Raw genomic sequence first — 14,316 nt, 5'->3', positions numbered from 1 at the left:
CAGTTTATATTTCAATTTTCGTTATATACTTAACTGAACTCAGTGTGAATACGTTAGTGATGTATAGCATTCAATGATTACTAGCAATGACACAGATAAAGGAATAGTCGAGTGAAATTAAGGGATAATTTCAAACGTAAGACCATAGATCGCTTAGATTATCGCTATCATCTGCTACTGCTTATAGTGCCGATATGTCTATTCATCCTGCTGTTTATCTTTAATGCACCCACAGAAAATTGGACTATCCTGCCCTTACTGTTTGTTTGCATCATTTATATTTTTGCCTACAGCCTAATTTACTATTTGCATCAGGGTCGTTTAACTCGACTATGGCAGCATTTAGAGCAAGTCGTCACCATCAACGATGCCATCTATGAACTCGCCCATCTCTCGAGCCATTATAAAAATGAGCATGCCTTTCTGGACGCCTTACTCAATAAAGCCGTGTACGTGATTAATGGTGCCGAAATGGGCAGCATCATTAAAATCAACGAGGTGAATAATAAACTGTATTTTGAATCTGTCGTGGGGCTCGATTTAGCAAAGCTCAGACAACTGGATTTTACCTTAGAGCAAACTTTTGAATATCGACTCACTGAAGGGAGATGCGATCAAGTGGTGGTCATCAATGATATGAAGAATATCAATGCGGCTAGCACCTTAACGGAAGATGATCAAAAAGTGTTACTCTCAGTGTCGAAGCAGCCGATACGCTCAACCCTGTCTAGCCCTATTCGTATTGATGGCAAACTGTATGCCATGCTCAATCTCGATAGCAGTAGCCTTGGCGCCTTTAGCGATTACGACCGCAATCTTGTCTCTATCCTAACTCACGAAGCTAGCAATGCCATTGCGCTCTATCAGAAGTCACTGCAGATCACTAAACTCGCCAATTTTGATCCATTAACAGGACTTTATAATCGAAAGAATTTTGAAGATGAACTGCACCACTGGCAGCACAAACCTCACTTAGGCAGTTTTTTAATTATTATCGATATGGACAATCTCAAGTCCATTAATGATGCCTATGGGCACCAGATGGGTGATGTTGCCATCAAGCGAACAGCCACCGCCATGCTCACCTATTGGCAAAATAAAGGCATTATTTCCCGTTTTGGTGGCGATGAGTTTGTCGCTTTATGCCATGGGCCGTTAGCTCAAATTGAACAGGACTTAGATGATATGCGCAAAACCTTGAATCAAGGTTCAGAGCTTAGCCTAGGTTTTAGTTTTGGTATTGCCCCCTTCGAAGCCGATTGGTATCAATCCTTTAAGACTGCAGATCATGCTATGTATGAGCAAAAGCGTGCGAAGAAAAAAGCCATTCAGGCATTAGAAACCTTCGCAGTGAAAGCGCAATAAATCAATTGAAGTCAGTTGCTGCAGCCGATGTCAAAAGGCTAATATCAACAATCAGTAAGCGTCGGAGTTGAATATCTGAGTTTAAGATTTGAGTTTACTATCTCGATTAGCTATCTCGATTAAATATCTAAATTGAACACCGACAGTCAGCCATTATCACTTAAGTGGCTGACAATGATATAAAAACGTAATCTTAACCAAAAAATAAACGCCACAGCCAAGATGAATCTAAATCTTCTTGGCAGGTTTTATATTGAGCCGCGTAGCGTTTCGACCTCGCATCCACCTTGTTCGCCACTTTCACTAACCACGCCTTAGATTTATAACTGCCACGGCGATAACCGCCCCAGCCTTCGTGATAATTAAGATACTGCGCCCGCGCATCCCATTTAGATACGCCATTTATCTTATGGGTTTTGCTAATAAACCAGCCCATAAAATCCAAGGCATCATCGAAATCACTGCGGCTCGACCAACTGTTTCCCGTCTCACGCACATAATCATCCCACGTCATGGTCTTAGCCTGCGCATAACCATAGGCATCGCTGGCACGGCCAATAGGGATAAAACCTAAAAAGTATTCCATCGGTGGCGCGGCGTTGTGCTTGAATGAACTCTCTTGATACATCATAGCTAACGGCACATGCACTGGCACACCCCATTTATTACGGACATCTTTAGCGGCATCGTACCAATCTCGGTGTTCTTGAAATATCTCACACAAATTTTCGGGAGACTTAGGCGGAGATGTCGCGCAACCTGACAAGATGCCGAGACTTGCGCAGAGTAAGATAGCGGAGGACTTATTCATTAATATCATGTTCTTTGGAGAGTTAGCTCGCGCCATGATGTCATAGACTCAGGCTGAGGCAAGCATAAAAAGCCTTTTTGCGCTTAGAAGATCTCAGCGCTAGGGGCTAAATCAATATGACTTAATCGTATGTTGCTGGCTTACCACTTGAACTTAACAATTTGGCTATTTCGTTTCGGGACTCAGCTCAAACTGACACTCATGATCTTCTTGCTGCCACACGCCGGGTTCCCAATACGCAGTGTCTTTACCCATATAGCGCTTATCGGTGTGAAATAACGCACCGATATGATAACGCTGATGACTTTCAACATTGAGCTTGAATACTTTGGGTGTCCGCGCGGCAAGCGTGACTGACAAACTTGGATCATCAATCAGCTCCGCAACGGTAAATTCATATTCGCCAGGCGCTAACTGATAATTAGGCTTAGAAACGACTGCCTGCCCGTTTAAATGGGTCACCACCACTCGATACCAGTGAGTACTGGTATCGGGCTGCAAATAACCCGACACAGTACCACAGCCCAGTGGGTCTTCAGGTGACGCGGCGCAGCCAGATAACAAGGCACTGAACCCAATCAAAGCTGCGCGGGCACGTAGGCCAGTGAAAGAGAATAACCCCTCTTTCACAACTTCACTCCAAAGTAATCTTCCAGATAATCATCGAATGAAACTGCACTCTGCGCCGCCTCTAGTTCAGCTTGCTTGTTAAGCGAACTGGATGCTTCAGCTTGATACTGCGCTATGGTCTCACTCGACAAGGGATAATCGATAAAGTATTGATAGTATTGCTGCGCTAACGTCATTACCCACTGACCATGATCTTGGCCCTTGTTGATCACGTTTTGCAGTACTTGTCCCGACAGGGTTAAATTCGGATCTTCAGCCGCTTTACGCCAATGGGCCAAAGCCACTTGATAATCCGTCCCCTCACCATCGAGCAATACTGCCAAAGGTTGCAAAGCATCAAACAACTCTTCTAACCAAGATTTAAGCGAACGTGAACCGTCTGCGGTTAATAACTCAAGCCCAGGTTTACGGCCTTCAAGCACCACAGCTTTAAGATTTGCGCTTAATCTCGCCTCTTCGCTCGCCTCAGACTTAGGCGACTGCGTTAATAAACAATAGAGTAGGAATAAATCGAGGAAACGCACTTGTGTCGCCTCAATGCCAACCGGGCTAAATGGATTAACATCCAACGCTCTCACTTCAATGTATTCCACCCCAGCACGGGCCAAAGCTTCAGACGGTTTCTCGCCACTACGTGTGACCCGTTTCGCACGGATTGGCGAGTAGAACTCGTTTTCAATCTGCAATACATTGGCATTAAGTTGACGATACTCACCATCGACTTTAACGCCGATATTAGCAAAGTTTGCTGAAGGCATTTTAGTGGCAGCATTCACGCCAGCCAGATACTCAGGCAAAGAGTTATAGCTGATATTTAGATCTTCTTGCTCTTTGTTGGTGTAGCCTAAATCACTCATACGCAACGAAGTGGCATAGGGCAGATACAGAGTTCCGTGGCCCGTTTTTTCAAACTTGAGGTCGGTTTTTTGATCTTTAATAAAGGAGCTACATAACGCTGGCGAGGCACCAAATAAATAAGGTAGTACCCACACTAAACGGCGATAGTTACGGATCAAGCCGAAATAGGATTCTGAAATAAAATCATCGTAAGTTAACTCTTTATCACTTAACTCATACAGGCTTTGCCATAATTCTTGCGATACCGAAAAGTTAAAGTGCACCCCAGAGATGATCTGCATCAGGGCACCATAACGATAGGTTAAGCCCTTACGATACAAGGTTTTCATCATGCCAGTATTCGATGAGCCATAGCGGGCAACGGGGATCTGTTGCTCATCTTTCACATAGCAAGGCATGCTCACGGGCCACAAACGCTGACCATTTAAGTGGCGCACGCTGAAGGCATGAGTCTCAGTTAACCCAGTGAGAAGTTGCTCAACATTGTGATTTACTGGCGTAATAAACTCGAGCAAGGCTTCACTGTAATCCGTCGTAATACGTGAATGCATTAACGCCGAGCCTAAGGCTTCGGGATGCGAGTCTGTAGCGAGATAACCAAACTCATCAATCCGCAACGCCTCACGTTCTATGCCACGTAACATACCCAAGAGTGCGGTGCGCCCATTGGCGTCCGAGAGATGTTGTACTAATTCATTGAATGACTTCAATTTGCGCTTCTCTAATTGGTGATTCGCTATCGCGACAAGGTTAACAGTCAGACCTTTATTTTGAGGCTTATCTTGCAAAATATGCCTCAAAATAAATCTAAACCTGTCTGTGGGGCAAGCCAAATTCACACCTTGTATGATTAAAAGCAGACGGTGACAGCTAATGCTGTCACCGTCTTTCGATGTAAATCCGGTAAATATGGGGCAAATAGTCGTTAACTAATGCACCCGTCTATCTACCTATATAAGGGCGAAATACTAATTTACAATACTAAAGTTTCAATTGGATAGCCCAATACCGCTAAATCAGCTTCAATTGTCGCTTTATCTCCCACCACCAGAATCACCATTTTATTGATATCTAGCTCGGAAGCCGCGAGGGCATTGAGTTCATCTTTTGTTACAGTATTAATGATCTTGTCCTGTTGAGTCGTAAAATCTTGACTCAATTGGTAACGTTGGATCATCCGCATAAAGCCCGCTTTTTGATACGGTGTTTCATAATCAAGAGCTTGCCCTTGAGAGACTGAATTACGCATAAAGGCAAGTTCAGTATCCGTCATGCCCTGCTGCTGATAAGCACTGATTTCTTTTACAAACTCAATGAGTGCTTTCGCCGTCACGTCACTGCGAACGTTACTTGATGCGACAAAATCGCCCACTTCAGCACCGCCTGTAAAACGAGTGCGAGCACCATAGGTATAACCTTTATCCTCACGTAAATTTAGGTTGATACGGCTATTGAATGCGCCGCCTAACGGATAATTCATCAGATAAGATTTAAAATAATCGCCTGTGGCATCGTAGGGTAATGCGCGCTTGGCAATATTGATTACCGATTGCGCCGCACCAGGTTTATCAATCACATAAATTGTGCCGCCTTTTAATGCAGGGAGTGGCTTAAGTGGCGGTACCACAGCTGCTTCTCCTTTCCACTGGTTTAATCCCGCTAATTTAGGCAGCAATGCAGATTCAGATAAATTAGCAACAGTGACAATTTTAGCGTTGCCGCCTTGATACTGCTGGGCATAAAACGCTTTTACATCGGCTAACGTAAGCGCCGCGACAGAATCGAGCGTGCCGAGATCATTCACACCTAACGCATTGTCTTTACCGTATAACAAAGACGACAACGCCGTATCAGCCAGATAGCTAGGATCGGACTGCATATGCTGGATCTGTTGTAATTGCTGCTGTTTCACTCGCGCAAAGTCAGCTTCGCTGAATGCTGGTTGAAACAGCTTTTCTTCCATAATCGCCAGCGTCTCATCTAAATGTGCTGTCAGAGCTGATACTTTGATCGAACTTTGATATTCAGACGCACTAAAGTCGACACTACTACCTAGCATTTCTAAGGCTTGTGATAGTGCTTCACTGCTGCGCTTCTGGCTCGATTCATTAAGCATTTCCGCAGTCAGCGTTGCTAAGCCTGCTTTTTCGACGGGTATGAGTCTGTGGCCACCATTGAGATAAACAATTAACTCAACTGTTGGCGTTTCTGTACTTTGAGTGCCCATGACTTCGATGCCATTGGCTAAGGTTTTTGTCCAAATTTTAGGTACTTTGAGCATAGGTGCAACGCCAGATGCAGGCATCTTAGTCCGATCAAAACTTGAAACAAGTTCAGGCTTGGGCAAATCCCCCTCTACCGCAGAGTGTGCAATCGGCAACGTTGCTGGCGTGAAGTTATCCGCATGAGCAATAAGTGACGTCATTCCCTGCGGCACCACACTCATAACCACCATAGGTTTATCTTTAATGTATTGCTTAAACACGCGCATCACATCGTCTTTGGTCACATTGGCATAACGATTCAGATCTGAGGCAATCATGTTCGGATTGCCCGACAGCGTTTGGTTCATCGCTAAGGTCGACACTTTGCCAGAAACACTCTGCAGGCTATAAATGGTATCAGCCTCAAACTGCACTTTGACTTTTTGCAGATCGTCATCGGTAACGCCACGTTGCTCAAACTCCTTAATCGAGTCGAGGATACGTTGCTCCAGATCCGCCAATTTGCCGCCCTTTTCAGGATTGGCTAAAGCATAAATCGACATCTGACACGCAAGCTCTTGACAAGGATGACTCACATTAGCCTGCACGGCATAACCGTCCTTAACCAAGTTTTTATATAATAAGGATGTTTTACCACCACCTAAAATATTAGCTAACAGATCGAGCGCGGCCTCATCTGAATGTCTAGCGTATACGGTTGGAAAACCAATACGGATCAAAGGCAAGTGCACTTGATCTTCCATGGAGAGGTAACGCGTCTTGTCTAAGTTAACCAGCGCCTTTTGCTCTAACGAGACTTCAGGACCGCGGGGGATTTCACCAAAATATTTATTGACCCAAGCTAAGGTTTGCATTTCATCGAAATCGCCACCTATGGTCAAGGTCGCATTGTTAGGACCATACCAACGTTGGAAAAAGTGTTTAACATCGTCAACCGTGGCGCGATTAAGATCGTCCGGCCAGCCAATTACAGGCCAAGAATAAGGATGACCGACAGGGTACATAGCTTGGCTAAAACGCTCACTCATGCGGCCATAGGGCTGATTATCGATACGTTGTGCGCGCTCGTTTTTGACGGTTTCGCGCTGCACTTCAAATTTTTCACTAGTGAGTGCGGGCAACAAAAAGCCCATACGGTCCGACTCAAGCCACAACATTTTTTCTAATTGATTGTTGGGTACTGTCTCAAAGTAATTGGTTCTGTCGGTATTGGTCGTGCCATTTAGGGTACCACCGGCTTCGGTAACCACTTCAAAATGCTGTTCATCGGCAACATGCTGCGAGCCTTGGAACATCATGTGTTCAAATAAATGCGCAAATCCCGAACGCCCAGCTAATTCGCGAGCAGAGCCCACATGATAAGTGACGTCGACATGCACTAAGGGATCTGAATCATCTTGATGTAAAATAACCGTTAACCCATTGGCTAATTGGTACTTTTTGTAGGGGATCCCTACTTGCGAATCGGCCAATTGCACATTTTCGATAAGTTTAACGCCTGCGGGCAAGTTCGCCGTAGTCGTTTCAGATGCACAACCCGCAAGTGCGGCAGAAATTGCGACCGCTAATATCCATTTCTTCAAAACATTCCCCTCATACATCAATGGGCCAAAATAAAGTGTTATAGCTAAAGTGCTGCGTAGCGTCATAGTGCGCTTAAATGATTAAGCATTGGGATTTATGACTCGCAAAATTGACACTAAGTTCCTATCTATACAGTAAATTCAGTCTAAACGGAAAAACACTCCCCGCCCTTGACCACTAAATGCATCCTAGCGCCATCATGCCATCCATTGCAGCACGGCAGCGGCAATAATTAAGTAACGAATTGTTTTACCAATTAAAATCATCACCAAAGAGGGTATTAGCGGTAGCCTCAACCAACCCGCCAATAAACAGAGAATATCGCCGACAACTGGTGCCCATGAGAGTAACAACGCCCATACGCCGTAGCGTTCAATCAAGGCGAGCCCCTTTGCGTGTTTACCTTTCGCTAACGCTTCTGGTGATTTTGCGAGGCGACCTAAGCGGCCTAAATAGAAACTGGTCATCGCGCCCAAGGTGTTACCAATACTGGCCACCACGACCAGCGCAACCCAAGCCTCTGGAGTTTTGTTTAATAACGCCACGAGTAAGACTTCAGATCCCCCCGGTAACAAAGTGGCCGCTAAAAAAGCGCCGGAGAACATAATACCTAACTCAGTCATAATGGCTTACTCAATGATAAATCTCTCTTTTTGTATTCAATGCGATGAGGTTTGCCATGGGTTAATTGAATGTTTCACTTAATCTTTTTACAACAAACTCACTTATCACAATAAGTTATAAGAAAAACGGTTTGTTATAACCCTAGCTCTGTCGATACAATAGGTTAACTATGGCAGGCAATAACCATGCGCATGACTGAGAGCGCGTTAACATCACGCTCAACTCGTTAAATACGAATCCTATCATCGCAGGCCTATTGGCTCACTCTTAATTTATTTTTCTGGAATATGCATGATCCTTCAAACCATTAGCCGCATTCCGTTTTGGCAAAAAGTCTTAGCAGGCTTTATCTTAGGTGCGCTCGTTGGCGTTATTTTAGGTGAAAGCGCCACAGTGCTAAAACCATTAGGTGATCTGTTCATTGGGGCCATTAAGATGTTGGTCGCACCTTTGGTATTTTGTGCCATTGTCGTGAGTATCACATCACTCAACTCGCAAACCAGCCTGAAACGCCTAAGCTTGAAAACTTTGGGTATGTTCATGCTGACAGGCACAATCGCCTCTCTGATCGGCTTAGCTGTAGGCTCAATGATCGACATGGGTGGCACCATGCAACTCACAACGACTGAAGTGCGCGAGCGTAATATTCCCGGTTTCGCACAAGTGTTGCTCGACATGATCCCTGTCAATCCTTTTGCTTCACTCGCTGAAGGCAATGTACTGCAAATTATCGTGTTTGCAGCTTTGGTGGGTATCGCTATCAATAAAGTCGGCGAGAAAGCAGAGCCATTAAAACGCACCATTGAAGCAGGTGCTGAAGTCATGTTCCAACTGACTCGCATGGTCCTAAAACTAACCCCTATCGGTGTGTTTGGTTTAATGGCATGGGTTGTAGGTGAATATGGTTTATCAACCTTACTGCCTTTAGGTAAGTTTATCGGGGCTATCTACATTGCCGCCTTTATCCACATCATCTTCGTTTATGGCGGGTTAGTGAAGTTTGTTGGTGGTTTAAGCCCACTGCAATTTTTCCGTAAAGCTATGCCAGCACAGTTAGTCGCATTTAGTACTTCCTCAAGTTTTGGTACTTTACCTGCGAGTACTCGCGCAGTCGAAACCATGGGCGTATCAAAGCGTTATAGTGCCTTTGTGATGCCATTAGGTGCGACCATGAACATGGACGGCTGTGGGGGTATTTACCCTGCGATAGCCGCTATCTTCATCGCTCAAATTTACAATATTCCGCTCGACACACTGGACTATGTGATGATCGCCGTGACTGCAACAGTGGCTTCTGTTGGTACCGCTGGCGTACCAGGAAGTGCGATGGTGATGTTAACTGTCACCTTAGGTGTGATTGGTCTGCCACTTGAAGGCATTGCCTTTATCGCCGCGATTGACCGTATTATCGATATGATCCGCACAGCAACTAACGTGACGGGCGATATGATGACTGCTGTTGTGATTGGTAAATCCGAAAATGAACTCGATGAAGCGCAGTTTTATTCGAACGACAATCAAGACGTTACACCAGTGAGTTCGTAGCAATAACAATACTGTATAAAAAGTATTAAGCTAAATCATCAGTACCATTGACCACAGTAAGAGACCGCTTCGGCGGTCTCTTTTATTATCCTGCAAACAGTCTTTAATCTATTGGCTTTAGAGACCACAATCGACTTCGACAGTCTCTATTAACTGCAAAATAGGTTACTCAAATAAGATCAAGCTGTTAGACTCTAAAACCACTCTAACTCACACTTTAGCAGAACAGACAATGACGAGACTCTTCCTTATCCCGCTGATCCTATGTTTGTTTTGGGCGTTATTTTTAAAAGCCAACAAACTCACGCTAAAACAAGGCAGACGAGGTTTTATCTACATTATCGGTATAGGTGGCGGGCTAATTTTAATCCTTATGGCATTACTCTGGTTAACAGCTTAGGTTAATACCAAGGATTTATACTATAAATTAGTAACTTAACAAAAAAGCCAACTCAATACTGAGTTGGCCTTAGTGATAAAACAGCGTTAACAACTAGAATAAATTCGAAGATAAACCCGCTTAATTTACCCACTCAGTCAAGCCCAATCAGTTAACCCAATCTGTCATCCCCCCAGCACGGCAAGTAAAATCCCCGCAGCCACAGCAGAACCTAGCACTCCCGCCACATTGGGACCCATGGCGTGCATTAACAAGAAGTTGTGTTGGTTGGCCTCTAATCCAACTTTGTTCACGACTCGTGCTGCCATAGGTACAGCCGACACCCCTGCGGCACCAATCAACGGATTAATCTTACCACCCGACAACTTACACATCAGTTTTGCCATCAATACACCTGCAGCAGTACCAATGCCAAATGCTAAAGCTCCCAATACCAAAATTCCTAAGGTTTCCAGTCGCAGGAATTGGTCGGCAGATAACTTAGAACCGACAGCTAGACCTAAGAAAATCGTAACGATATTGATAAGCTCGTTCTGCGCCGTTTTCGATAATCTATCCACTACGCCAGATTCGCGCATCAAGTTACCAAGACAAAACATACCCACTAACGGCGTAGCCGCAGGTAAAAAGAGAATCGTTAATCCCAGTACCATCAAAGGGAAAATGATCTTTTCCTTCTTACTGACTTCGCGCAGCTGCTCCATTTTAATTTCGCGCTCGGCTTGAGTTGTCAGTAAACGCATGATCGGCGGTTGAATAATAGGGACTAACGCCATGTAGGAATAGGCCGCGACCGCAATCGCACCTAATAACTCAGGCGCCAGTTTTGAGGCAAGGAAAATCGCCGTTGGTCCATCGGCACCGCCTATAATCGCAATGGCCGCTGCATCCTTCATGGTGAACTCAAATCCCGGCACTAAGTTCAGCGCTATTGCGCCAATCAGTGTCGCAAAAATCCCAAACTGCGCAGCCGCCCCTAATAACAGAGTTTTAGGATTGGCAATCAAGGCGCTAAAGTCGGTCAGCGCACCAACACCCATAAAGATCAACAGCGGGAACACCCCAGTCTCAATCCCCACATAATAGGCGTAATATAGCATACCGCCTTCTTCGGTAAATCCCGCATGGGGAATGTTCGCCAGCACTGCACCAAAACCAATGGGCAACAATAGCAAAGGCTCAAAACCACGTACGATGGCGAGATACAAGAGCAAAGCGCCCACTGCCATCATCAACACTTGCCCGCCAGTAAAGTGAGCGATTCCCGTCTCGGCCCCAAAAGCCATTAAACCTTCCATAATGACTCCTACGCCAAGGCCAGTAATTGAGAACCCACAGACACTGAGTCACCTTCTTTCACCCAGATCTTAGCGATAATGCCATCGCCCTGTGCACGAATTTCAGTTTCCATCTTCATCGCCTCAAGGATGATCACGACATCGCCTTCACACACTCTATCGCCTGGAGAAACACGCACTTTGAAGATGTTGCCCGACAAAGGCGCGCTCATTTCAAGCCTGATTTCACCATGGCTTGTTGATGGCGTTGTACTCTCAGTCACTGCTTGCACAGCATGAACACTTTGTCCCTGTGGCTGGATTTGCGAGATCTCACCGCCTGCGGCGACTTCAACTACGTACTCTTGCCCTTCGACTGTTACCGTGTAAGTTTCAGGGCCACGATCCGCAGCATTAGAAGCAGCAAGTACCGAAGTCAATTCAGGTTTAGGCTCAAAGGCGTTCGGATCGTCACGATTCTTTAAGAACTGCAATCCTATTTGTGGGAAAAGTGCATAGGTCAGCACATCATCGTCATGCTCTGAAGATAGGCGAATGCCTTGTTCCTGTGCTTTATCAGCTAACTCAAGCCGTAATTTAGCCAGCTCTGGCGTTAATAAATCAGCAGGGCGACATGTAATGGCTTCGGCTCCTTGTAAGACTCTCGCTTGCAATGCGGCATTGACTGGCGCAGGCGTCGCGCCATATTCGCCCTTAAGCACGCCTTCAGTCTCTTTAGTCAGTGACTTATAACGCTCCCCCATCAACACATTAATGACCGCCTGCGAGCCGACAATCTGCGATGTAGGTGTCACTAAGGGCAAAAAACCTAAGTCAGCACGCACGCGGGGAATTTCTTCCAAGACCAAGTCCATCTTATCGGCCGCGCCTTGTTCCTTAAGTTGGCTCTCCATATTGGTCAGCATGCCACCAGGCACTTGTGCACGTAAGATCCTCGAATCAATGCCTTTCAGCACGCCTTCAAACTTAGCGTACTTCTTGCGTACTTCACGGAAATAAGCGGCAATCTCCTCAAGCAATACCGTATCGTAACCAGTCGCACGCTCAGTATCTTCCACCATAGCGATAACGGTTTCAGTAGCAGTATGTCCATAGGTTTGGCTCATTGACGAAATTGCCGTATCGAGCCCATCGATACCCGCTTCAATGGCTTTCTGATAAGTGGCGGTACTTAATCCTGTCGTCGCATGACAGTGCATAGATAACACGAGTTGCGTTTGGGATTTTAGTCGACTGATAAGCTCAAACGCTTCCATAGGCTTAAGTAAGCCCGCCATATCTTTGATACACAAAGAATCACATCCCATATCTTCGAGACGTTTTGCCATATCAACCCAAGTCTCTATGGTATGCACAGGGCTAGTCGTGTATGAGATCGTTCCCTGCGCATGGCCGCCAACTTGGCGCACCGCTTTCACCGCAGTTTCGAGATTACGAACATCATTCATTGCGTCGAAAATACGAAATACATCGACGCCATTGGTATGGGCACGATCGACAAAACGCGTGACTAAATCATCGGCATAATGGCGATAACCTAATAAGTTTTGGCCACGCAGCAGCATTTGCTGCGGCGTATCAGGCATTGCCTTTTTCAACTCACGAATTCTGTCCCAGGGATCTTCACCAAGATAACGAATACAGGCATCAAAAGTCGCCCCGCCCCAAGATTCCAATGACCAGAAACCAATCTTATCGAGTAACGGCGCTATAGGTAACATGTCATCAATGCGTAAGCGCGTCGCTAAAATGGATTGATGTGCGTCCCGCAATACGACATCAGTTAAAAATAATGGCTTAGCCACTGCTGTCGTAGAATTAGATACAAAAGTCATACTGCTCCCCATTACTTAATCTGTGATCGATACTGCTTTACCGCTAGTGAAATCGCAGCGACCAAGCTTGGATCTAACGGTTTAGCATCAGATTGCGCTACCCTCTGCTGACTTTTAGCATGATTTTTAGCAAAACGTGCAGATGCAGTATCGACTGCACACCAACGCGCAACCAAATGAATCCCAAGGATTAGTACACTTAAAAATAAATAAACTAAGCCCATCCCCAAAAACATAATGCCAACGGCATCCAATAAAGATTGCGTTACATCCTCCATATCTCCCCTACCCCTTACTCTCTAGATCCCTATCAACAGCGCGATTGCCCCAAAATCATCGCTATCGCATTACAAGTTCAAAATTCATCAAATGAACTGCTCATAAACTATGGTTCTTCCGTAAACAGACACATAGCAATCACCAATCAGAAAAGAATCGAATAAAAAATCACATTTTAAAGCTAACTAATCACACAACAAGAAAGCCAGCTAAACTCAACCTGCTAAGAACATAACCAATTGATAACAAAAAAACCATATCAGTGTAAATTGGTCTTACCAATATCAAGTAAATCCACAGGCGACAAGTTATTAATCCTCATAAATCGAGTGATTAATTCAATATTCCATAATAAAATAAGCATAATATTGGATTTAAGCTGAAGTGATGTCTTATGCTAAAAAATGATTCCTAAATTGAAAACAACGAGCATAGGAATAAATCAAGTGAAAAAGTATGCAGATTTCACAATCCAAGTCACTGCTATTTGATTCTGAATGAATATAGAAAGGCATGTCGTTTTGAAGGAATTGATTGAAGAAGAGGAATGGGTTCAATCTAGACAAATTAAATCATCCATTTTGACAACTCAAGTATCCGCCTTGGTATCAACGCCGAGAAGTGCCCGACAATACGATCTGTGTATCGAACAGTTACCTTGAGAGATACGTAACAGTATTACCTCAGAAAACCTTAGCCTCTTAGTTATGCGCAGGATTAAGCAATAGGACTAGGGCAAGAACGAAATGAGGAAGCCTAAGAGCGACAAGGAACTCAGTAATTGAAATAGCAAGTAAGTTGGTGAGTTGGTGAGTTGGTGAGTTGGTGAGTTGGTGAGTTGGTGAGTTGGTGAGTTGGTGAG

The 14,316-nt window shown here is 44.9% G+C and carries 11 protein-coding genes; 3 read left to right on the top strand and 8 right to left on the bottom strand.

The genetic code is table 11. The features are described 5' to 3' along the window. Positions 1-111: 111 nt before the first annotated feature. Positions 112-1,365, top strand: coding sequence for a sensor domain-containing diguanylate cyclase (locus L5M37_RS21660; protein WP_106649726.1), 1,254 nt, complete (start codon positions 112-114; stop codon positions 1,363-1,365). A 193-nt stretch (positions 1,366-1,558) separates the two neighbouring features. Here the strand turns inward: L5M37_RS21660 and L5M37_RS21655 are convergent, their stop codons facing one another. From L5M37_RS21655 to L5M37_RS21635, 5 genes are all read right to left on the bottom strand, one after another. After that, positions 1,559-2,176 carry a hypothetical protein gene (locus L5M37_RS21655; protein WP_317630102.1) on the bottom strand — a complete coding sequence of 206 codons (618 nt, stop codon included), beginning with the start codon at positions 2,174-2,176 and terminating at the stop codon, positions 1,559-1,561. A gap of 165 nt (positions 2,177-2,341) precedes the next feature. Further along, positions 2,342-2,806 (bottom strand): hypothetical protein, encoded by a 465-nt coding sequence (locus L5M37_RS21650; RefSeq protein ID WP_263185987.1) that lies wholly within the window; start codon positions 2,804-2,806, stop codon positions 2,342-2,344. Then, positions 2,803-4,452, bottom strand: a complete 1,650-nt coding sequence (gene gshA / locus L5M37_RS21645) for a glutamate--cysteine ligase (RefSeq protein WP_219252925.1) — start codon at positions 4,450-4,452, stop codon at positions 2,803-2,805. The genes L5M37_RS21650 and gshA overlap by 4 nt, the downstream gene beginning before the upstream one ends. Before the next feature lie 185 nt (positions 4,453-4,637). Then, positions 4,638-7,490 carry a M16 family metallopeptidase gene (locus L5M37_RS21640; protein WP_263201817.1) on the bottom strand — a complete coding sequence of 951 codons (2,853 nt, stop codon included), beginning with the start codon at positions 7,488-7,490 and terminating at the stop codon, positions 4,638-4,640. Between the two features lie 180 nt (positions 7,491-7,670). Next, positions 7,671-8,096: a YqaA family protein gene (locus L5M37_RS21635; RefSeq protein ID WP_263174626.1), complete on the bottom strand. Its 426-nt coding sequence runs from the start codon at positions 8,094-8,096 to the stop codon at positions 7,671-7,673. Positions 8,097-8,388: 292 nt separating this feature from the next. Between L5M37_RS21635 and L5M37_RS21630 the strand changes: the two genes are divergently transcribed. Both L5M37_RS21630 and L5M37_RS21625 read left to right on the top strand, forming a co-directional pair. Next, positions 8,389-9,642 carry a dicarboxylate/amino acid:cation symporter gene (locus L5M37_RS21630; protein ID WP_263201816.1) on the top strand — a complete coding sequence of 418 codons (1,254 nt, stop codon included), beginning with the start codon at positions 8,389-8,391 and terminating at the stop codon, positions 9,640-9,642. Positions 9,643-9,874: 232 nt separating this feature from the next. Further along, positions 9,875-10,042, top strand: coding sequence for a hypothetical protein (locus tag L5M37_RS21625; protein ID WP_168823570.1), 168 nt, complete (start codon positions 9,875-9,877; stop codon positions 10,040-10,042). Positions 10,043-10,206: 164 nt separating this feature from the next. On the opposite strand, the gene L5M37_RS21620 is transcribed toward L5M37_RS21625, so the two are convergent. Genes L5M37_RS21620 through L5M37_RS21610 form a run of 3 tightly spaced genes read right to left on the bottom strand, consistent with a single transcriptional unit; the run spans position 10,207 to position 13,453 of the window. Next, positions 10,207-11,340 carry a sodium ion-translocating decarboxylase subunit beta gene (locus L5M37_RS21620; protein ID WP_263201815.1) on the bottom strand — a complete coding sequence of 378 codons (1,134 nt, stop codon included), beginning with the start codon at positions 11,338-11,340 and terminating at the stop codon, positions 10,207-10,209. A gap of 8 nt (positions 11,341-11,348) precedes the next feature. After that, a complete protein-coding gene (gene oadA, locus L5M37_RS21615) occupies positions 11,349-13,175 on the bottom strand; it encodes a sodium-extruding oxaloacetate decarboxylase subunit alpha (RefSeq protein WP_263201814.1) in 1,827 nt (608 codons plus the stop codon). An 11-nt stretch (positions 13,176-13,186) separates the two neighbouring features. Beyond that, positions 13,187-13,453 (bottom strand): OadG family protein, encoded by a 267-nt coding sequence (locus L5M37_RS21610; RefSeq protein ID WP_263160917.1) that lies wholly within the window; start codon positions 13,451-13,453, stop codon positions 13,187-13,189. Positions 13,454-14,316 lie beyond the last annotated feature (863 nt).

This window comes from Shewanella sp. SM69 (assembly GCF_025653985.1).
Taxonomy (GTDB): Bacteria; Pseudomonadota; Gammaproteobacteria; order Enterobacterales; family Shewanellaceae; genus Shewanella; species Shewanella oncorhynchi.
Note: the sequence above shows the minus strand (reverse complement) of the source record. Positions and strands in the feature narration are given on the sequence as shown.